Here is a 20,310-nt window from a genome sequence, read left to right as displayed (position 1 = left end):
GGGACCGGCCATGGCGCTCACGCTCTACGTCGACACCGCGCGCTGGCGGGCACACCACAAGCACGTTCAGGAGCAGTTCCCGGGACTCGTCCCCGTATGCAAGGGCAACGGCTACGGCTTCGGGCACGAGAAGCTGGCGGAAGAAGCCACGCGCCTCGGCGCGGACGTCCTCGCCGTCGGCACGACGTACGAGGCGGCCCGGATCAAGGACTGGTTCAGCGGTGACCTGCTGGTGCTGACGCCGTACCGACGGGCCGAGGAGCCCGTCCCCCTGCCCGACCGCGTGATCCGTTCCGTGTCGTCGGTCGACGGCGTCTACGGCCTCGTGGGTGCCCGCGTGGTCATTGAGGTCATGTCCTCGATGAAGCGGCACGGCGTGAGCGAGCAGGAACTGCCCCAACTCCACGCCGCCATAGAGAACGTGCGTCTGGAGGGCTTCGCCATCCACCTGCCGCTGGACCGCACCGACGGCTCCGACGCCGTCGAGGAGGTCATCGGCTGGATGGACCGCCTGCGCGCGGCCCGTCTGCCGCTGCACACGATGTTCGTCAGCCACCTCAAGGCCGAGGACCTCGCCCGGTTGCAGCAGCAGTTCCCGCAGACTCGCTTCCGCGCCCGCATCGGCACCCGGCTGTGGCTGGGGGACCACGAGGCCACCGAGTACCGCGGAGCAGTCCTGGACGTCACGCGTGTCTCCAAGGGCGACCGCTTCGGATACCGGCAGCAGAAGGCGGCCTCGGACGGCTTCCTGGTGGTCGTGGCGGGCGGCACGTCGCACGGGGTGGGGCTGGAGGCCCCCAAGGCCCTGCACGGCGTCATGCCGCGCGCCAAGGGTGTCGCCCGAGCCGGCCTCGCGACGGTCAACCGGAACCTTTCTCCGTTCGTCTGGGGTGGCAAGCAGCGTTGGTTCGCGGAGCCGCCGCACATGCAGGTGTCGATCCTCTTCGTTCCCTCGGACGCGCCCGAGCCGCAGGTCGGCGAGGAGCTGGTGGCCCATCTGCGGCACACCACCACTCAGTTCGACCGGATCGTCGACCGCTGAGCCATGCCCGCCCGGCCCCCACGCGGTTCCGGGCGGGGCCGCAAGCCGCAGCCATGTGAAAGGCCGTGTACGGGAATCCCGTGCACGGCCTTTCGTGTGCCTCACCTGCCGTGTTCGCTCAGGGCGAACGGTCCATGGAGTCCTGGCTGCCCCACTCGACAAGGGGGCCGTCGAAGTGCGCCGCGTGCCGCGCGGGACGGGCGGCGGCACCGTAAACGTGCACGTCTTCCGCGCCGTCCAGCACGCCGCCGGACGGGTCGTCGTCACCAGTGCGGCGCACCATGTCCCGCTCCGGCATGAAGATGTCGCGTACGACGATGACGCACAGGTACAGCGTCCCCAGCAGATGGGCCATGATCGCCACGTGGTAGCCCTCGGGAGGCAGTCCCTTGTGGGCCTCTCCGCTCGTCGTGTACGCGAGGTACAGCCAGATCCCCAGGTAGTACACGACTTCGCAGGCCTGCCAGATGAGGAAGTCGCGCCAGCGGGGCCGGGCCAGCGCGGCCAACGGCACCAGCCAGAGCACGTACTGCGGTGAGTAGACCTTGTTGGTGAGGATGAAGGCCGCCACGATCAGGAAGGCCAGTTGGGCGAAGCGCGGACGCCGTGGAGCGGTCAGCGCCAGTGCGGTGATGCCGCCGCAGATGAGGAGCATGGCGATCATCGCGTACGCGTTCGCCGTCTCGGGGGCGATCTGGATGTTCATCCGCTGTGAGATGACGAGGAAGGCCGAGCCGAAGTCGACTCCTCGTTCCTGACTGAAGCGGTAGAACTTCGCCCAGCCGTCGGGCGCCAGGAGCATCACGGGGAGGTTCACCGCGAGCCAGGCGCCGACCGCGCCGAGGAGCGCGGTCCCGAACTCGCGCCACTTGCCCGCTCGCCAGCACAGGACGAAGAGCGGGCCGAGCAGTAGGAACGGGTAGAACTTGGCGGCTGTGGCGAGCCCGATCAGCACACCGAAGGCGAGAGGGCGCTGACGCGACCACATCAGCATCGCGGCCGCCAGCAGGGCCACGGCGAGAAGATCCCAGTTGATGGTGGCCGTCAGAGCGAACGCCGGCGCCAGGGCCACCAGAAGGCCGTCCCAGGGGCGCCGGCGGTGGATGCGGGCGGAGCACACGGCGATGACCGCCGCGCAGGCCATCAGCATGCCTGCGTTGACCATCCAGTACCACTGCTCTTGTTCCTGGATGGTGCCGCTGCCCGGGGTGAGCCACGCGGCGACCTCCATGAAGACACCGGTCAGCACCGGGTACTCGAGGTACTCCATGTCGCCGGGGATCTTGTCGAAGTACGGCACCAGCCCGTCGGCGAAGCCGCGCCCCTGATAGAGGTGGGGGATGTCCGAGTAGCAGGCGTGGGTGTACTGGGAGCTGGCCCCGAAGAACCAGGCGCCGTCGTAGCAGGGCAGCTTCTGCACCATGCCCAGCGCGAACATGCCGATCGCGACGAGGGCGACGACCCGGACCGGGCTCCACCAGGACGTCCCGAGCAGTGCACGTCGCCCGATGGGGCCGCCGATCAGCTCGCTGCCGGCCGCAGCGACCTCGTCCTCCTTGGTCGGCCGCACCGGCTCCGGCTCGTCCACGCTCATTCGCGTCGTCTCCGCACTGGGCATGCCGCACATCCTGCCGTACGTGCCCGGGACTACGCCGAGGACCGCCGCATCCAGCTGTCCGGGATAGCCGGTGTTTCACGTGAAACAGCCTCTTGAGCACCCGCTCTCCCGCCGCCGCACACGAGAAGGGCCGCCGCACCTCAGCGGTGCGGCGGCCCTTGTTTCACGTGAAACACCCTCTACCGGGACGAAGAGCTATCCGGCGGGTCCTCCGAAGAGACCCCCGTTCTGATTACCTCTTGTGTCGTCTTCCGGTTCGGTCGGGGTTGGTGTCACCCCGCCGTCCGTTCCGCCGGTGTCCGTGCCCCCTGTGTCCGTACCGCCGGTGTCCTGGCAGGTCGGGTCGAACGGGTTCTTGCAGGGCTTGTCACTGGGCGTCGGCGACGGAACGACGGGCTCGCTCTGGGACGGCGACGGCGATGGCTCCGGGCTCTCCTCCGGGCTCTCCTCCACCGAGGGAGTCGGCGTCGGGTCCGGGTCGTCGTTGACGATGACACCGATGGGCTGCGGCTCCGGGAACGCCTTCGGAGGCACGTTCTTGAGCGCGTCCTCCATGTAGTCGTGCCAGATCTCGGCCGGGAACGAGGCACCATGAATCGTCTTCTGGCCACCCGTGCCGTACATCTCCAAGAACGTGCGGTTCTTGTTGGACTCGTCGTCGTCCATGCGGTACATGCTGATCGCGGTCGACAGTTGGGGGGTGTACCCGACGAACCAGGCCGACTTGTTGCCGTCGGTGGTACCGGTCTTGCCGGCGACCTCGCGGCCGGCCAGCTGGGCCGATGTACCGGTTCCCTTGTCGACGACGGTCTTGAGGACGTCGGTGACGTTGTCGGCGACATCCGGGGTGAATGCCTCCTTGGGGGAGGCGATTTCCTCGTGGTCGAACTTCGTCAGGCCCTCGTACTCGACCTTGCTGACGGAGAACGGGTCGTTCTGCTTGCCGCTGGCGGCGAAGGTCGCGTACGAGCCCGCCATACGGATGGCGCTGGGGTCGGAAATACCGATCGAGAACGACGGGAAGCTGGTGCCTGTCAGGCTGTCCTTCTTGAGGCCCGCCTCGATGGCCGCTTCCTTCACCCGGTCGAGACCGACGTCCATGCCCAGCTGGACGAAGGCGGAGTTCGCCGAGACCCGCATCGCCTCACGCAGGTCGATCTGGTACTTCGGCGCGCTGCCGTACGACTCGTCGCCGTCGTTGGCCTGCAGCCACTCCTTGCCCTCTTCGTTGGTCCAGACGGTGCCGTCGTAGTCCTCGATCTTGAGGTTGTTCTTGCCGCTGTAGAGGCTCTTCGGGGAGACGATGGTGCGCTCGTCCTGCGCCTGCTCCGGATCCAGATCGGGGTCGCGCTTGCCCCAGGTCATGGCTGCCGCCAGGACGAAGGGCTTGAACGTCGAACCGACCTGTGCACCGGTCACGTCGGCGTTGTTGGTGAAGTGCTTGGTGGCGTCCTCACCGCCGTAGATCGCCTCGATGGCGCCCGACTTCGGATTCACCGACGCCCCGCCGAACTGCACATGCGTGTCCGTCTGCGGCCGCAGCTTGGGCTTGATGTGCTCCTTGCGCACCTTCTTCACAGCCGCCTCGAGTTCCTTGACCTTGTTCTTGTCGAAGGTCGTGTGGATCTCGTAGCCGCCCTGCTCGAGGGCCTTCGGCGTGATGTCGGTGTTGTTGAGGATGTAGCCCTTGGCCGTGTCGACGAGGTAGCCAATCTGCCCGCCCAGCTGGGCGTTGGACCTGGGCCGCTCGATCCGGGGGAAGTCCTCGTACTTGGCCCGCGTACCCGGCGCGAGGCGCTTGTCCTTGACCATCTCGTCGAGGATCCATCGCCAGCGGTTCGTGGCCCGCTTGGTGTTCGCCTCGGGCGTCGCTGCGGGGTCGATCGACGTCGCTCCGGCCGGGTCGTAGTACGTCGCGCCCTTGAGAATGGCGGCGAGGAAGGCGCACTGACTCGGGTTGAGCTTCTCGGCGTCCTGGCCGAAGTACGTGCGGGCGGCTGCCTGAAGGCCGTAGGCGCCACGACCGAAGTAGGCCGTGTTCAGGTAGCCGCGCATGATGTCTTCCTTCTCGACGGAGGCGCCCACCTTCACCGAGATGAAGAGTTCCTTCACCTTTCGGGAGAGGGTCTGCGACTGGTCGTCGAGCATGGCGTTCTTGACGTACTGCTGGGTGATGGTGGAGCCACCCTGCGTCTGACCGCCCTTGGCCATGTTGACGACCGCGCGGGCGATACCCATGGGGTCGACGCCGCTGTCCGTCTCGAACGTCTTGTTCTCGGCCGACATGACCGCGTAGCGCATCGCCTTGGGGATCTTCTCGTAGGCGATGATCTGGCGGTTGACCTCACCACCCGTCGCGACCATCTGCGTGCCGTCGGACCAGTAGTAGACGTTGTTCTGCGCCGTCGCCGCCTCGGCCGGGTTGGGCACCGCGACGACGGCGTACCCGATACCGGCGGCCGCCACGAGGCAACCGAAGAACCCGATGAAGACCGCCGTCACCTGGCGCCAGGACGGCATCCACCGCATGGCCCCGTACTTGCCGGCGCGTGGATAGTCGATGAAGCGCTTCTTACCGGGAGGAGCGGGCCGTCCCCGGCCCCGACCCGGTCCACGCCCTGCGGGCTCGACCGCTCTCCGGCGGCTGCCACCGGTGCCGGTGCTTCTCTGCGCCGCCCGTCGGGCCGCTGCACGCCCCTCGTGGGGAAAGTCATCACCTCCCGCCCCATAGGTCTCGGAAAGTGACCCATTGGTGCCCCGCGGTGCAGCGCGGCGGCCGGAGGGCGCCGATTGGCCGCGTCTGGCCGCGGCACGTCCGCCTCCCTGCGGCTGCGGCGGTTTGCGACGGTGCTCGCTCATCGAACGACTACTCCTCGGGCAGGCGCACCCGTGCGCGCCTGGAAACGGCGGCTGGTTTCCGGTCCCCCCGAAGTACGGATGCGGTCGTGTTGGCATTCATCCGTACCGCACCCAGGACCACGACGTGCTCTAACGTCACTCGCTTCCCGGTGGTGTGCATGCCGCACAGACTACGCACCGTCAAAACCTGCTGAGCACCGAACTTCACCCCAAATCCGGCAACTTGCTTCGTACCAATCAGTGATGTGACCCCGTTCACCGTGCCCCCACTTGTCGCATACGTAGGGGCGTTCTATCGTCATGATGTATCGAGTCGATACATCAGCTCGGCATAGTGGGTGTCGGGACGGCCAGTGGGAGAGGGGAGGCGACGATGAGCCGGCGCTCCGGGATCCTCGAATTCGCCGTACTCGGCCTACTGCGCGAAGCCCCCATGCACGGCTATGAGCTGCGCAAACGACTCAACACCTCACTGGGTGTGTTCCGCGCCTTCAGCTACGGGACGCTCTACCCCTGCCTCAAGACGCTGGTCGCGAGCGGCTGGTTGATCGAGGAGTCGGGGGGTGCCCAGGACGACGCTCCCGCCGCCCTCACGGGCCGCCGCGCCAAGATCGTCTACAGGTTGACGGCGGAAGGCAAGGAGCACTTCGAGGAACTGCTTTCGCAGACGGGTCCCGACGCGTACGAGGACGAGCACTTCGCCGCTCGCTTCGCGTTCTTCGGGCAGACCTCCCGCGATGTGCGCATGCGCGTCCTGGAGGGCCGTCGCAGCCGTTTGGAGGAACGGCTGGAGAAGATGCGTGCCTCCCTGGCACGCACGCGCGAGCGCCTCGACGACTACACGCTTGAGCTCCAGCGCCACGGGATGGAGTCCGTGGAGCGCGAGGTGCGCTGGCTGAACGAGCTCATCGAGAGCGAGCGGGCAGGCCGCGATCTGAAGGGTCCCGCCCATGGAGAACCCGCTCGCGACACCACAGAGGGAGCGCCGGGCGCCCTGCCCCGGCCCGGGGACACCCCCGGTCCGGATGCGCCCGGCGACACCGCCACGTGAGGTCCCTGCCAGGACCTCACTCGTACACACAGGGAGCAACCGGAATGGGTTCGGTTCGCGTAGCCATCGTCGGCGTGGGCAACTGCGCCGCGTCGCTGGTGCAGGGAGTCGAGTACTACAAGGACGCCGACCCGGCGTCCAAGGTCCCCGGCCTCATGCACGTGCAGTTCGGTGACTACCACGTCCGGGACGTGGAGTTCGTCGCGGCCTTCGACGTCGACGCGAAGAAGGTCGGCCTCGACCTCGCGGACGCCATCGGCGCCTCCGAGAACAACACCATCAAGATCTGCGACGTGCCGAGCACCGGCGTCACCGTCCAGCGCGGCCACACCCTCGACGGTCTCGGCAAGTACTACCGCGAGACCATCGAGGAGTCCGCCGAGGCCCCGGTCGACGTCGTCCAGATCCTCAAGGACAAGCAGGTCGACGTCCTCGTCTGCTACCTGCCCGTCGGCTCCGAGGACGCGGCGAAGTTCTACGCCCAGTGCGCCATCGACGCCAAGGTCGCCTTCGTCAACGCCCTGCCGGTCTTCATCGCCGGCACCAAGGAGTGGGCGGACAAGTTCACCGAGGCGGGCGTCCCGATCGTCGGTGACGACATCAAGTCTCAGGTCGGTGCCACCATCACGCACCGCGTCATGGCGAAGCTGTTCGAGGACCGGGGCGTCGTCCTGGACCGCACCATGCAGCTGAACGTCGGCGGCAACATGGACTTCAAGAACATGCTCGAGCGCGACCGCCTCGAGTCCAAGAAGATCTCCAAGACCCAGGCCGTCACCTCCCAGATCCCCGACCGGGAGCTCGGCGAGAAGAACGTCCACATCGGCCCGTCCGACTACGTGGCCTGGCTCGACGACCGCAAGTGGGCCTACGTCCGGCTCGAGGGCCGCGCCTTCGGTGACGTCCCGCTGAACCTGGAGTACAAGCTCGAGGTCTGGGACTCCCCGAACTCCGCCGGCGTCATCATCGACGCGCTGCGCGCCGCGAAGATCGCCAAGGACCGCGGCATCGGCGGCCCGATCCTCTCGGCGTCGTCCTACTTCATGAAGTCGCCGCCGGTGCAGTACTTCGACGACGAGGCGCGGGAGAACGTCGAGAAGTTCATCAAGGGCGAGGTCGAGCGCTGACGGGACAAGGCGCGGAGCGCTAAGTCCACTCGCTCTTCGGGTTGTTGAGGGTCCCCGGGTCGTACACCCGGGGACCCTCCCCGTATGTGAGGCTGTGCCCCATGGCTGTCGTACGAGACCTGCGGGTGCTCCTGCGCTTCCGGGACTTCCGGCGTCTGCTCGCCGTACGACTGCTCTCCCAGGGAGCGGACGGGGTCTACCAGGTCGCGCTCGCCACCTACGTCGTCTTCTCCCCGGAGAAGCAGACGTCCGCCACGGCCATCGCCTCGGCCATGGCCGTCCTGCTCCTTCCCTACTCCCTCGTCGGGCCCTTCGCCGGTGTGCTGCTGGACCGCTGGCGCCGCCGTCAGGTGCTCCTCTACGGCAATCTGCTGCGCGCACTCCTCGCGTCGGTGACGGCCGTCCTGATCCTGATCCACGTTCCCGACTGGCTCTTCTACGTCTCCGCGCTCTGCGTCACGGCGGTCAACCGCTTCGTGCTGGCCGGACTCTCCGCCTCACTGCCCCGTGTCGTCGACGCCGACCGCCTGGTGGTGGCCAACTCCCTCTCGCCCACCGCCGGCACGCTCGCCGCGACAGCGGGCGGTGGACTCGCCTTCGTCGTACGGCTGCTGGGCTCGGACTCGGATGCCCTGGTGGTCCTCCTCGGCTCAGCGCTGTATCTGTGCGCGGCGCTCGCCTCACTGCGCCTCGCCCGGGACCTGCTCGGCCCGGACCCCGCGCGGGTGCAGACGCGGCTGGGTGCCGCGATCGCCGGCACGGCACGGGGACTGGTCGCGGGCGTACGACATCTCGTCGAACCGGGGCGGCGGCGGGCGGCGGCGTGGGCGCTCGCGTCGATGACGATGATGCGGTTCTGCTACGGAGCCCTCACGGTCATGGTGTTGATGCTGTGCCGGTACGCCTGGTCGTCATCGCCCTCCGCCGCGGCTGACTCGGAGGAGGGGCTCGCCCTGCTCGGACTCGCCGTGGGAATCTCAGGGGCGGGGTTCTTCACCGCGGCGGTGCTGACGCCGTGGGCGGCCGGACGTCTGGGTCCGGCCCTCTGGATCGTGACGTGCGCCGCGACCGCCGCCCTGCTGGAACCCGCTCTCGGCCTGCCCTTCACGGAGCGACCCATGCTGGTCGCCGCGTTCGTCCTGGGGCTCGTCACTCAGGGAGCCAAGATCTCGACGGACACGATCGTGCAGTCCGCCGTCGACGACGGCTACCGGGGCCGCGTCTTCTCGCTCTACGACGTTCTCTTCAACGTGGCATTCGTCGGCGCCGCGGCAGTGGCCGCACTGATGCTCCCTCCCGACGGCCGCTCCGCCGCCCTGGTGATCACGGTGGCAGTGATCTATGGAGCCGTCGCCGTAGGCATGGTGCGCTTCGGGATGGCGAAGCAGTGGCGCCAGACCTCCCAGACGGTGACGTGAGCCCGATGTTTCACGTGAAACATCACTCCGGTCAGCGAGCGGCGGCCAGCGGACCCTTCCCGGCACGACAGTGCGGCGCGATGTTTCACGTGAAACATCGCGCCGCAAATGAGGCAGGACGCCCGGAACCTAGGGCATCTGAGCCCACCACTCCTTGAGCGCCGCCACCGCCTCGTCATGCTCCATCGGCCCGTTTTCCAGCCGCAGCTCCAGCAGAAACTTGTAGGCCTGCCCGATGACCGGGCCCGGGCCGACGCCCAGGATCTCCATGATCTGGTTGCCGTCGAGGTCCGGACGGATGGCGTCCAGCTCCTCCTGCTCCTGAAGCTGCGCGATGCGCTCCTCCAGACCGTCGTATGCACGGGACAGCGCACTCGCCTTGCGCTTGTTCCGCGTGGTGCAGTCGGAGCGGGTCAGCTTGTGGAGGCGATCGAGGAGCGGACCCGCGTCCCTGACGTAACGGCGGACGGCGGAATCCGTCCACTCTCCGGTGCCGTACCCATGGAAGCGCAGATGGAGCTCGACCAGACGCGAGACGTCCTTGATGAGGTCATTGGAGTACTTGAGGGCCGTCATGCGCTTCTTGGTCATCTTGGCCCCGACCACCTCGTGGTGATGGAAGGAAACCCGGCCGTCCGTCTCGAAGCGCCGCGTACGGGGCTTGCCGATGTCGTGCAGCAGGGCGGCGAGGCGGAGGGTGAGGTCGGGCCCGTTCTCCTCGAGCGCGATCGCCTGTTCCAGGACGATCAGCGTGTGGTCGTAGACGTCCTTGTGCCGGTGGTGTTCGTCACGCTCCAGCCGCAGCGCGGGCAGCTCGGGCAGGACGTTCTGGGCGAGACCGGTGTCCACCAGCAGGGTCAGACCCGTGCGGGGGTGCGCGGAGAGGACGAGCTTGTTCAGCTCGTCCCGCACCCGCTCCGCGGACACGATCTCGATCCGGCCGGCCATGTCGGTCATCGCCGAGACGACCTCCGGCGCGACCTCGAAGTCGAGCTGCGCGGCGAATCGAGCGGCCCGCATCATGCGCAGCGGGTCGTCGGAGAAAGACTCCTCCGGCGTACCGGGGGTGCGCAGCACTCGCGCCGCGAGGTCCTCGAGCCCACCATGCGGGTCGATGAACTCCTTCTCCGGCAGCGCGACCGCCATCGCGTTGACGGTGAAGTCACGCCGCACGAGGTCTTCCTCGATGGAGTCGCCGTACGACACCTCCGGCTTGCGGGAGGTCCGGTCGTAGGCCTCCGACCGGTACGTCGTGACCTCGATCTGGTAGCCGTCCTTCTGGGCTCCCACCGTGCCGAAGGCGATCCCGACCTCCCAGACGGCGTCGGCCCAGGGACGCACGATCTTCAGCACGTCCTCGGGGCGGGCGTCCGTCGTGAAGTCCAGGTCGTTGCCGAGCCGGCCGAGCAGCGCGTCCCTGACCGACCCGCCCACCAGAGCCAGCGAGAACCCCGCCTCCTGGAAGCGGCGGGCAAGATCGTCGGCAACAGGGGCGACGCGCAGCAGTTCACTCACCGCGCGGCGCTGCACCTGGCTCAGGGCACTGGACTGTTCGTTGGCGTTCGGCACAACAGAAAAGGGTACGTGGCCACCGTGGCGGTGGTCGCCTTCATTGAACGTGCACAACGGTTTCGCGTAGATGACCCCATCCCTGGCCCCTTTGATACGTGTACATACAGGGACAGCCCGGTCTCGCCGCCCGATCTTGTGACGCGGACCGCGGCACTTCACCTCGGCGCGCATCGTTACCATGCGTGGACGCACATTCCGACGACCACTGACGACGACGAGGACGGGCGAGCGCGTGGCCGAGGCGGCAGACTTCCAGGGGACCAGTCCCTCACCTGCCCGCCGCTGGCTGCTGCGTACAGGGGCACTGATCGCCGGGGCACCGCTGCTGGCCGGTCTACTCCAGCTCTCCGCTGCTCCAGAGGCTCTGGCGGCGCCGAAGGCCGCGCCAGCCGATGCCACGGGGACGAACACCGTGGCTGTCTCGCTCGACTCGCTCAGCCCCAGCGCGCCCACCGACGGTGACACGGTCACCGTCTCCGGCACGGTGACCAACAGGGGCAAGCAGACAATCACGGACGCCCATGTGGGCCTGCGGGTGGGCTCGGCTCCCCTCACGACCCGTTCCTCCATCGACAGCGCGGCCAAGCGCGACGGCTTCGACCAGTTCGTCGACGGCACGGAGGTCGGCGGGAAGTACGTGGAGAAGTTCTCCAAGCTCACTACCGGCGTGGCCCAGCCCTTCACCATCTCGGTACCCGTCAAGGAGCTGGACCTCGGTGCGGACGGCGTCTACCAGCTCGGTGTCTCCCTCTCGGGCCAGACGTCCGCGGCCCGGTACGACCAGATCCTCGGCATCCAGCGCACGTTCCTCCCGTGGCACCCCGACGAGGCGGACACGAGGACGAAGACCACATACCTCTGGCCCCTGATCTCCACCAGCCACCTCACGGCCGAGACCGGGCCGGGAGAGCGCCAGACGCCCACGTTCCTCAACGACGACCTGGCCAAGGAGATCTCCGCGGGCGGGCGCCTGGAGCAGATGCTGGCGTTGGGCAAGGATCTCGACGTCACCTGGGTGATCGACCCCGACCTGCTGGCCTCCGTGGTCGCGATGACGGAGAGCTACAGCGTCCGGAGCGGAAGCACGACCGTCCCGGGAAGGAGCCAGGCGGTCGCCAACGCGTGGCTGGCCGACCTCGAGACCGCGGTCCAGGGCAAGGAAGTCGTCGCGCTCCCCTTCGCGGACCCCGATCTGGCGTCGCTGGCACAGAACGGCAAAGCCGTCACGGGCTCCCTCAGCCGCCTCAAGGACGCCACCGACGTCGCCGCGGACACCGTCGAGAACATCCTCCACGTGGAGCCGAACACCGAGTTCGCATGGCCCGTGAACGGCGCTGTGGACCCGTCCATCATCAAGGTCGCCACCTCAGCGGGCGCCGACAAGGTGATCGCCCGCAGCGACAGCCTTCAGGAGAACCGCGGCCTGTCCTACACGCCCACCGCAGCCCGCCCCATCGGTGGCGGCACCACGGCCGTCGTCGCGGACGCCCAGCTGTCCACGGCGTTCCAGGGCGACATGACGAAGGCCGAAAGCTCCACGCTGGCGGTGCAGAGGTTCCTCGCCCAGAGCCTGATGACGAATCTGCAGACCGACAAGCAGCGCAGCATCGTGGTCGCCCCACAGCGCATGCCCTCGGCCAGCCAGGCCCAGACGATGGCACAGGCCCTGACGACGCTCCAGGGCGGTACGTGGTCGCAGTTCCAGGACCTGTCCGCGGCCGCGGAGGCGAAGCCCGACCCCAACGCCAGCACGCGGATTCCGTCCGCCTCTGCGTACCCCAAGTCGCTGCGCAAGCAGGCACTGCCGAAGTCGGCGTTCGAGGAGATCCACGGCACCCAGAGCGACCTGGACCGCTTCAAGGTAATCCTTAACCGCCAGTCGCGCGTGGTCACGCCCTTCGGCCGGTCCATGGACCGGGAGATGTCCACGTCGTGGCGGGCTCACGCCGCGGACGCGAGGGCCTACCGGGACGGCGTGCAGTCCTACCTGGACACGCTCACCAGCCAGGTCCGGCTGATCGAAAAGTCCGAGACGAAGCTTTCGGGTCGCAGTGCCACGATCCCCGTGACCGTGCAGAACAACCTCGTGCAAGGCGTCGACAACCTGACGCTGCGCCTCACGTCACAGCTTCCGAAGCGCCTGAAGATCGACGACGACGACTACGCCGAGCGGTCCATCGACATCTCGGGCGGACACAGCGAGTCCGTGAAGTTCACCACCAATGCCAAGGCCAACGGCAAGGCCGACGTCGTCGCCCAGCTCTACACGAAGGACGGCCAGAAATACGGCGACCCGGTCGTCTTCACCGTGAGCGTCACCGAGATCACTCCCACGGTGATGCTCGTCATCGCCGGCGGTGTCCTGCTCCTCGTCCTCGCCGGGTTCCGCATGTACACCCAGCGCAAGCGCGCCGCCGCCCGCCAGGCGGCGGAGGGCGCCTCGCAGGACGAGTCGGCGGACAGCACTTCTCCGGGCGAGGAAGCGAACACCGAGGCGGCCCCGGTCGTACAAACTGACGGAGTCGTACACACTGACGAAGGGGATTCCTCGGCCGAGCCCGTGGCAGACGCGCCGGAGCACCCGAGTGACCCGGCCACGGACACCGCATCGGGAAACACCGACCGGTCCGGAACGGGTGAGAGAGTGGACCGTTGAGCGATTGTCGTGGCCCGTGGGCCCGGGGACGATGAGGTGGGGTAACCATGAACGCGCCGTACGACGGTGACCGCGGCCAGGGCGCGGCCGACTCGGGCTACCCCGACGGCCCGGTGCCCGGTTCGGCCCAGGTACCGCCGCAGCCGCCCGCGGACATGTACCTTCAGGACGCCTACGACCAGGACCCCTACCGCGCGCGGGATCTGTCCGCCCAGGACCCGGTGGCCGAGGCGCTCTACGACCGCGCCTCGCACCCTCCGCCGCCTCCGGGCGCCCAACAGCCGCAGCAGCCGCAGCAGCCGCTCTACGGGCAGCCTGCGCCGTCGCAGTACGCCCCTGACCCGCGGGTGTGGGCCCAGACCCCCGCGCCCGAGCCGGACGGTCCGTCGCGGCATCTGCCGTACGGCGACAACGCCCGTACGACCCAGTTCGTGGGAGTGGACGACCTGGTCACGCAGGCCGGCGAGGAGCGCCACGAACCCGACGCGTTCGCCCACCTCTTCCGGGACCAGCAGCAGAGCGGCAGCGGCCCCGTGGGGCAGCCCTCCGTGCCCGGCCCGACCCCCGCTCCGGCCCCGGGTCCGGGCCGTCCGCAGCACGAGGAGCCCGCGCAGGCCCCCGCGGCCGCGCCTGCCCCGAAGAAGGGTGGGCGGGCCTCAGGTCTGCTGAAGTCGAGTGCCGTGATGGCGGCGGGCACCATGGTCTCGCGCCTCACCGGCTTCATCCGCTCGGCGATGATCGTCTCCGCGCTGGGTCTCGCCCTGCTGGGCGACGCCTTCCAGGTGGCCTACCAGCTGCCGACCATGATCTACATCCTGACCGTCGGCGGTGGCCTGAACTCCGTCTTCGTGCCGCAGCTCGTGCGTGCGATGAAGGACGACGACGATGGCGGTGAGGCGTACGCCAACCGCCTGCTGACCCTCGTCATGGTGGTCCTCGGCCTTCTCACGGCGCTCGCGATGTTCGCGGCCCCGCTCCTGGTGCGGGCGCTGTCCGTGGGAGTCGCCAACAACCCCGCGGCCAACGAGACCGCTGTGACGTTCACCCGCTACTTCCTGCCGTCCATCTTCTTCATGGGCGTCCACGTGGTGATGGGGCAGATCCTCAACGCCCGCGGGCGGTTCGGCGCGATGATGTGGACGCCGGTTCTCAACAACATCGTCATCATCGTCACCCTCGGCGCTTTTCTGTGGGTCTACGGCAGCGCGGCCGACTCCCGGATGACCGTCGACAACATCCCGCCGGAGGGCGTGCGCCTGCTCGGTGTCGGCATCCTGCTCGGCCTCGTCGTGCAGGCCCTGGCGATGATTCCCTACCTGCGGGAGACCGGGTTCCGGCTCCGGCTCCGCTTCGACTGGAAGGGCCACGGCCTCGGCAAGGCCGCGATGCTCGCCAAGTGGACGATCCTCTTCGTCCTCGCCAACCAGGCGGGCGCCCTGGTGGTCACCCAGCTGGCCACCTCCGCGGGCATCGGCTCCGACGTCAAGGGCACCGGTTTCGCGTCCTACGCCAACGCCCAGCTGATCTGGGGTCTGCCGCAGGCCATCATCACCGTGTCCCTCATGGCGGCCCTCCTCCCGCGCATCTCGCGGTCGGCGGCCGAGGACGACGCGGGAGCCGTCCGCGACGACATCTCGCAGGGCCTGCGCACGACTGCGGTCGCCATCGTGCCGATCGCCTTCGGTTTCCTCGCGCTGGGCATCCCCATGTGCACCCTGATCTTCGGTTCTTCCGGCACCGTCGAGGCCACCAACATGGGCTTCATGCTGATGGCCTTCGGCCTCGGCCTGATCCCCTACTCCGTGCAGTACGTCGTCCTGCGCGCCTTCTACGCGTACGAGGACACGCGGACGCCGTTCTACAACACGGTCATCGTGGCCGCCGTCAACGCCGGCGCCTCCGCGATCTGCTTCTTCGTGATCCCGGCCCGCTGGGCGGTGGTCGGTATGGCGGCCTCGTACGGTCTCGCCTACATGATCGGTGTGGGAGTCGCCTGGCGTCGTCTGAAGCAGCGGCTGGGCGGTGACCTGGACGGCTCCCGGGTGATGCGGACGTACGCACGGCTGTCCATCGCGTCGCTGCCCGCGGCACTGGTCAGCGGCGCGGCCTGCTACGGGATCAGCCGGAGTCTGGGACAGGGCGTGGGCGGCTCGATGCTCGCCCTCGTCGGGGGAGGAATCGTTCTGCTCGGTGTCTTCTACGTCGCCGCGCGGCGCATGCGCATCGAAGAGCTCAACTCGATGGTCGGTATGGTCCGGGGACGACTGGGGCGCTGAGACGGGGTTAGGCGCACAACCATCGTCCGTCGTCGCGTGTCGCTCATAGCGGCGGACTGTGGGCACAATTGGCTTTGGCGTCGCAGAGCGCGCAACGGATGGGGAGGCAGGAACGACGGTGGCGGAACGGAGCACGGCTGCCGTCGACGTGGCAGACAACAGCGGTGACGAGCCGCTGACCGCGCAGGCGGACCAGTCCACGGCCGACGGGGAGGCCCAGAACCGGGAGCGGGACACGGACAGCTCGGCGAGCAAAGAGGCACAGGGAAGCGGCGGCACCGAGAGCCCTTCCAGGACGACACCGCCCGAACTGCACAGCGGTCACAAGCTCGCCAGGCGCTACCGCCTCGAAGAGTGCGTCACCCGTCTGGACGGTTTCAGCAGTTGGCGTGCCGTGGACGAGAAACTGCGGCGTGCCGTGGGAGTTCACGTCCTGCCGGCCGACCACACACGCGCCCGTGCCGTGCTGGCGGCGGCGCGTTCCTCGGCGCTGCTGGGTGACCCCCGCTTCGTCCAGGTACTGGACGCCGTGGAGGAGAACGACCTCGTGTACGTGGTGCACGAGTGGCTTCCCGACGCCACGGAACTGACGACGCTTCTCGCTTCCGGCCCGCTGGAACCGCATGACGCGTACCAGATGGTTACGCAGGTCTCGCACGCCATGGCCGCCGCGCACCGCGAGGGCCTGTCCCATCTCCGGCTCAACCCGAGCGCCGTTCTGCGCTCCGCCGCCGGGCAGTGGCGCATCCGCGGCCTCGCGGTGAACGCGGCGCTGCGTGGCATCAGCTCCGACACCCCGCAGCGCACGGACACAGAGGCGATCGGCGCGCTTCTCTACGCGTCGCTCACCCAGCGCTGGCCGTACGACAACGACGCTCACGGCCTCTCCGGGCTCCCCAAGGGCGTCGGTCTGATCGCTCCCGACCAGGTACGGGCAGGCGTCCACCGTGGTCTGTCGGAGCTCTCGATGCGCGCGCTCGCCAACGACGGTGCCACCGCCTCGCGGCACGAGTCTCCGTGCACGACGCCGGAGGAGCTGGTGAAGGCGATCGGTGAGATGCCTCGCATCCGTCCGCCGGAGTCGGCGTTCACCGCCCCGCCCGACTATCAGCGCACGACGTACCAGCAGGGCACGTACGGCCGTCCGTCGCCCCATCCGGGCGCCACGCAGCCCATTCCGACCCCTCCGCCGCCGCTGCAGAGCCGTACTGGCAAGGCCCTCAAGTGGGCGGTGTCGGCGCTGCTGATCGCCGCGCTCGGTCTGGGCAGCTGGCAGCTGGCAGACGCTCTGATGGGGCGCAGCGACCGGTCCAACGACCCGGACACGGGCCAGACGACGGACAACGACAAGGGCGACAACACGGCCAAGCCGCTCCGGAAGCTCGGCATCAGCGGCGCCGCGGAATACTACCCGGACGGGAAGCCGCAGCACGCCGACGACGTGGATCTGACCTACGACAAGAGCGGATCCACATACTGGCGGACCTACTCCTTCAACGACGGCCCCACCCTGGCGCCCTACAAGCAGGGTGTCGGCATCGTCTACGACCTGGGCTCCGCCCAGGAGGTGTCGGCTGCGTCAATAGGGCTGTACTACACCGGGGACCACACATCGGCCACGCTCTACGCGGCCGACTCCCTCTCGTCGACCGCCCCCCTCAACTCGATGACGAAGATCGCCTCGAGCACGACCAGCGGCACCAACCTGAAGATCTCCGCCAAGAAGCCGGTGAAGACCCGGTACGTTCTGGTCTGGCTCACCGCCGTGCCCAAGTCGGCGCCCGACCAGTTCAGTGGCGCCGGCTACAAGCAGGCGATCACCGACGTGAAGTTCATGGGCTGAGAGTTCTTCGAGGAAGGGGGTCCGATGGCGCCAGTCGCTGACCACAGCGGGACGAGCGATCAGGACCTCCTGGCCCAGCATGTCGGGGGCGACCCCGATGCCTTCGCGGAGCTCGTACGGCGCCACCGGGACCGGCTGTGGGCGGTGGCGCTGCGGACCCTGGGGGACCGTGAGGAGGCCGCTGACGCCGTCCAGGACGCGCTGGTTTCCGCCTATCGGGCCGCGCATACCTTCCGGGGCCAGTCGGCCGTCACGACCTGGCTGCACCGCATCACGGTGAACGCCTGCCTGGACCGCGCCCGCAAGGCCGCCTCGCGCAAGACCTCCCCGGTCGACGACACCGAGCGGCTGGAGCAGCTCCTGGAGCCGCACGAGTCGGCATCAGCTCCCGCCGAGCGCAACGACGTGCACCGTGAGCTGCTGGAAGCCCTGGGCACACTCCCGCAGGACCAGCGGGCGGCCCTCGTCCTGGTGGACATGCAGGGCTATCCGGTGGCGGAGGCCGCACGGATCCTCGATGTCCCGACCGGGACGGTGAAAAGCCGCTGTGCTCGCGGCAGAGCCAGACTTCTGCCGCTTCTGACCCATCTCCGCGGCGACGGTGGAGGGGACGGCGGCGAAAAGTCCAGGCGCGGAAGGAACCGGACGCAGGGGACATCCGTCCCACCCGCAGCAGGACCACATGATGCGGGGCCAAGCGATTCAGCTGCTGTGAAGGGCGGAGGTGGGCGAGCGTGACTTCCACGACCGACACAGCCGGACACCCGGACGTCGAGGAGATCTCCGACCTCACCGAAGGTCTTCTGCCACCATCCCGTACCGAGGACGTCCGACAGCACCTGGACGAATGCTCGCTCTGCGCCGATGTGTATGCCTCGCTGGAGGAGATCCGCGGCATGCTCGGCACCCTGCCGGGCCCTCCGCGTATGCCCGACGACGTGGCGGGACGGATCGATGCTGCTCTGGCTGCCGAAGCCCTGCTGAGCGCCACCACGCCCGACCCGGAGATCGAAGAGACCGCGGAAGCGTCCGACTCCTCTGGCACGACTGGTACGACGTCTGGCACGACTGGTACGACGTCGCGGACGGACGACGGTGTTCATGTTTCACGTGAAACATCGAAGACAGCCGATCGTCCTGCCGGTCATGGTCGGGGGCCCGCGGGCCCAGGCCGCTCCACACCCAAGCGACGCACTCGCCGCGTCAGGATCCTCGCCGCGGTCTTCGCGACCGCCACTCTGGGGCTCGGCGTCCTGCTCGTCCAGTCGATGAACGACAGCGGTTCCGGTGAGAACCCTCCGAGCGCTCAGAGCCCGGCCTCCGACGTGTTCTCCGGCGTCAAGCTGCAGAAGCGGGTTGACGATCTTCTCGGCGGCCAGACGGCGAAGGATGCCCCGGGTCGGGATTCGGTCGGCGCCAATACGGCACCCGAAGATCCGGAGCACTTCGACTCGAACCCCACCACGAAGCTCACGAAGGACGTGCCCCCTTGTATCGCCAAGGGCATCGGCGACGTGACCGGGGCCATCGCTTCAGAACCCGGGACCTATCAGGGAGCGGATGCCTATCTCGTCCTGTTGCCCGTCCCGGAGGACGCTTCGCACGTCACGGCCTACGTCGTCGACGCCTCCTGCGTGGGCAAGGCCTCGGCATCCGCCGGAGAGGTTCTGCTGAAGCAGACCTACTCCCGCCCCTGAGGACGGCGCGCCCCGCCATCCCTGGCATCCCTGTGCGGTGTCACGTCTCCGTGTGCCCAGACACACCGGGAATGCGCGCCCCTTAGGATCCGTTGGGTGGGGTGAGAGTTCCGAGAGCAGCTCCCACCGGCAGTACGCAGCACTCTCCAGAGACGAGGAATCAAGCCGTGAGCGACGTCCGTAACGTGATCATCATCGGCTCCGGGCCCGCCGGCTACACGGCAGCGCTCTACACCGCGCGCGCGTCGCTGAAGCCGCTGGTGTTCGAGGGGGCCGTCACCGCAGGCGGCGCGCTCATGAACACCACCGACGTGGAGAACTTCCCCGGCTTCCGGGACGGCATCATGGGTCCCGATCTCATGGACAACATGAGGGCCCAGGCAGAGCGCTTCGGTGCCGAGCTCGTTCCGGACGACGTCGTCGCCGTCGACCTGACCGGCGAGATCAAGACGGTAACGGACACCGCGGGCACCGTGCACCGCGCCAAGGCCGTCATCGTCACCACGGGCTCGCAGCACCGCAAGCTCGGGCTGCCCAACGAGGACGCCCTCTCCGGGCGTGGCGTCTCCTGGTGTGCCACCTGTGACGGGTTCTTCTTCAAGGACCAGGACATCGCTGTGATCGGTGGCGGTGACACCGCCATGGAGGAGGCCACCTTCCTCTCCCGCTTCGCGAAGTCCGTGACCGTCGTCCACCGCCGGGACACGCTGCGCGCCTCCAAGGCGATGCAGGAGCGTGCGTTCGCCGACCCGAAGATCTCCTTCATCTGGGACAGTGAGGTCGCGGAGATCCAGGGCGACCAGAAGCTCGCCGCGTTGAAGCTGCGCAACCTCAAGACGGGCGAGACGTCCGACCTGCCGGTGACAGGCCTGTTCATCGCGATCGGCCACGACCCGCGCACGGAACTCTTCAAGGGTCAGCTCGACCTGGACGACGAGGGCTACCTGAAGGTCGCCTCCCCGTCGACCCGGACGAACCTGACCGGTGTCTTCGGCGCCGGCGACGTCGTCGACCACACCTACCGCCAGGCGATCACCGCGGCCGGCACCGGCTGCTCCGCCGCCCTCGACGCCGAGCGCTTCCTCGCCGCCCTCGCGGACGGCGAGCAGACTGCCGAGCCCGAGAAGACCACCGTCTGACCCCCGTCCGCC

13 protein-coding genes are annotated in these 20,310 nt (G+C 68.3%); 10 read left to right on the top strand and 3 right to left on the bottom strand.

The genetic code is table 11. The features are described from left to right. Positions 1-10 precede the first annotated feature (10 nt). The gene (locus SMA5143A_RS12570; RefSeq protein ID WP_107463031.1) at positions 11-1,042 is read left to right on the top strand and encodes an alanine racemase; all 1,032 of its coding nucleotides are present in this window, start codon (positions 11-13) and stop codon (positions 1,040-1,042) included. Positions 1,043-1,160: 118 nt separating this feature from the next. On the opposite strand, the gene SMA5143A_RS12565 is transcribed toward SMA5143A_RS12570, so the two are convergent. Together SMA5143A_RS12565 and SMA5143A_RS12560 are read right to left on the bottom strand one after the other, a co-directional pair. Next, positions 1,161-2,669 (bottom strand): glycosyltransferase family 87 protein, encoded by a 1,509-nt coding sequence (locus SMA5143A_RS12565; protein ID WP_107463030.1) that lies wholly within the window; start codon positions 2,667-2,669, stop codon positions 1,161-1,163. Between the two features lie 186 nt (positions 2,670-2,855). Further along, entirely contained in the window at positions 2,856-5,519 is a 2,664-nt protein-coding gene (locus tag SMA5143A_RS12560) for a transglycosylase domain-containing protein (protein WP_181361823.1), read from the bottom strand. A 373-nt stretch (positions 5,520-5,892) separates the two neighbouring features. Here SMA5143A_RS12560 and SMA5143A_RS12555 point away from each other — a divergent pair, with 373 nt between their 5' ends. From SMA5143A_RS12555 to SMA5143A_RS12545, 3 genes are all read left to right on the top strand, one after another. Next, positions 5,893-6,570 (top strand): PadR family transcriptional regulator, encoded by a 678-nt coding sequence (locus SMA5143A_RS12555; protein ID WP_055537159.1) that lies wholly within the window; start codon positions 5,893-5,895, stop codon positions 6,568-6,570. Positions 6,571-6,614: 44 nt separating this feature from the next. Further along, positions 6,615-7,697, top strand: coding sequence for an inositol-3-phosphate synthase (locus SMA5143A_RS12550; protein ID WP_107463028.1), 1,083 nt, complete (start codon positions 6,615-6,617; stop codon positions 7,695-7,697). Positions 7,698-7,798: 101 nt separating this feature from the next. Beyond that, positions 7,799-9,115, top strand: coding sequence for an MFS transporter (locus SMA5143A_RS12545; protein WP_107463027.1), 1,317 nt, complete (start codon positions 7,799-7,801; stop codon positions 9,113-9,115). A 129-nt stretch (positions 9,116-9,244) separates the two neighbouring features. Here SMA5143A_RS12545 and SMA5143A_RS12540 read toward each other — a convergent pair whose 3' ends face one another. Further along, a complete protein-coding gene (locus tag SMA5143A_RS12540) occupies positions 9,245-10,684 on the bottom strand; it encodes a CCA tRNA nucleotidyltransferase (RefSeq protein ID WP_055714660.1) in 1,440 nt (479 codons plus the stop codon). Between the two features lie 235 nt (positions 10,685-10,919). On the opposite strand from SMA5143A_RS12540, the gene SMA5143A_RS12535 reads away from it, so the two are divergent. The 6 genes from SMA5143A_RS12535 (at position 10,920) to trxB (ending at position 20,298) form a co-directional block, all read left to right on the top strand. Further along, positions 10,920-13,343, top strand: coding sequence for a DUF6049 family protein (locus tag SMA5143A_RS12535; protein WP_107463026.1), 2,424 nt, complete (start codon positions 10,920-10,922; stop codon positions 13,341-13,343). A 47-nt stretch (positions 13,344-13,390) separates the two neighbouring features. Continuing rightward, positions 13,391-15,619 (top strand): murein biosynthesis integral membrane protein MurJ, encoded by a 2,229-nt coding sequence (murJ, locus tag SMA5143A_RS12530; protein ID WP_107463025.1) that lies wholly within the window; start codon positions 13,391-13,393, stop codon positions 15,617-15,619. A 118-nt stretch (positions 15,620-15,737) separates the two neighbouring features. Then, positions 15,738-17,462 carry a protein kinase family protein gene (locus SMA5143A_RS12525; RefSeq protein ID WP_107463024.1) on the top strand — a complete coding sequence of 575 codons (1,725 nt, stop codon included), beginning with the start codon at positions 15,738-15,740 and terminating at the stop codon, positions 17,460-17,462. Between the two features lie 24 nt (positions 17,463-17,486). Beyond that, positions 17,487-18,200 carry an RNA polymerase sigma factor SigM gene (gene sigM / locus SMA5143A_RS12520; protein ID WP_107463023.1) on the top strand — a complete coding sequence of 238 codons (714 nt, stop codon included), beginning with the start codon at positions 17,487-17,489 and terminating at the stop codon, positions 18,198-18,200. Then, a complete protein-coding gene (locus SMA5143A_RS12515) occupies positions 18,197-19,159 on the top strand; it encodes an anti-sigma factor family protein (protein WP_107463022.1) in 963 nt (320 codons plus the stop codon). The genes sigM and SMA5143A_RS12515 overlap by 4 nt, the downstream gene beginning before the upstream one ends. Before the next feature lie 167 nt (positions 19,160-19,326). After that, entirely contained in the window at positions 19,327-20,298 is a 972-nt protein-coding gene (trxB, locus tag SMA5143A_RS12510; protein WP_107463021.1) for a thioredoxin-disulfide reductase, read from the top strand. The last annotated feature ends 12 nt before the right edge of the window (positions 20,299-20,310 follow it).

The organism is Streptomyces sp. MA5143a (assembly GCF_900290235.1).
Taxonomy (GTDB): Bacteria; Actinomycetota; Actinomycetes; order Streptomycetales; family Streptomycetaceae; genus Streptomyces.
This window is presented reverse-complemented; position numbering and strand designations above follow the sequence as displayed.

Bases quoted from the DNA above. Each gene is read 5' to 3' on its own strand.
- SMA5143A_RS12570 (WP_107463031.1), top strand. From the start codon at position 11: ATGGCGCTCACGCTCTACGTCGACACCGCGCGCTGGCGGGCACACCAC.
- SMA5143A_RS12565 (WP_107463030.1), bottom strand. From the start codon at position 2,669: ATGTGCGGCATGCCCAGTGCGGAGACGACGCGAATGAGCGTGGACGAG.
- SMA5143A_RS12560 (WP_181361823.1), bottom strand. From the start codon at position 5,519: ATGAGCGAGCACCGTCGCAAACCGCCGCAGCCGCAGGGAGGCGGACGT.
- SMA5143A_RS12555 (WP_055537159.1), top strand. From the start codon at position 5,893: ATGAGCCGGCGCTCCGGGATCCTCGAATTCGCCGTACTCGGCCTACTG.
- SMA5143A_RS12550 (WP_107463028.1), top strand. From the start codon at position 6,615: ATGGGTTCGGTTCGCGTAGCCATCGTCGGCGTGGGCAACTGCGCCGCG.
- SMA5143A_RS12545 (WP_107463027.1), top strand. From the start codon at position 7,799: ATGGCTGTCGTACGAGACCTGCGGGTGCTCCTGCGCTTCCGGGACTTC.
- murJ (WP_107463025.1), top strand. From the start codon at position 13,391: ATGAACGCGCCGTACGACGGTGACCGCGGCCAGGGCGCGGCCGACTCG.
- sigM (WP_107463023.1), top strand. From the start codon at position 17,487: ATGGCGCCAGTCGCTGACCACAGCGGGACGAGCGATCAGGACCTCCTG.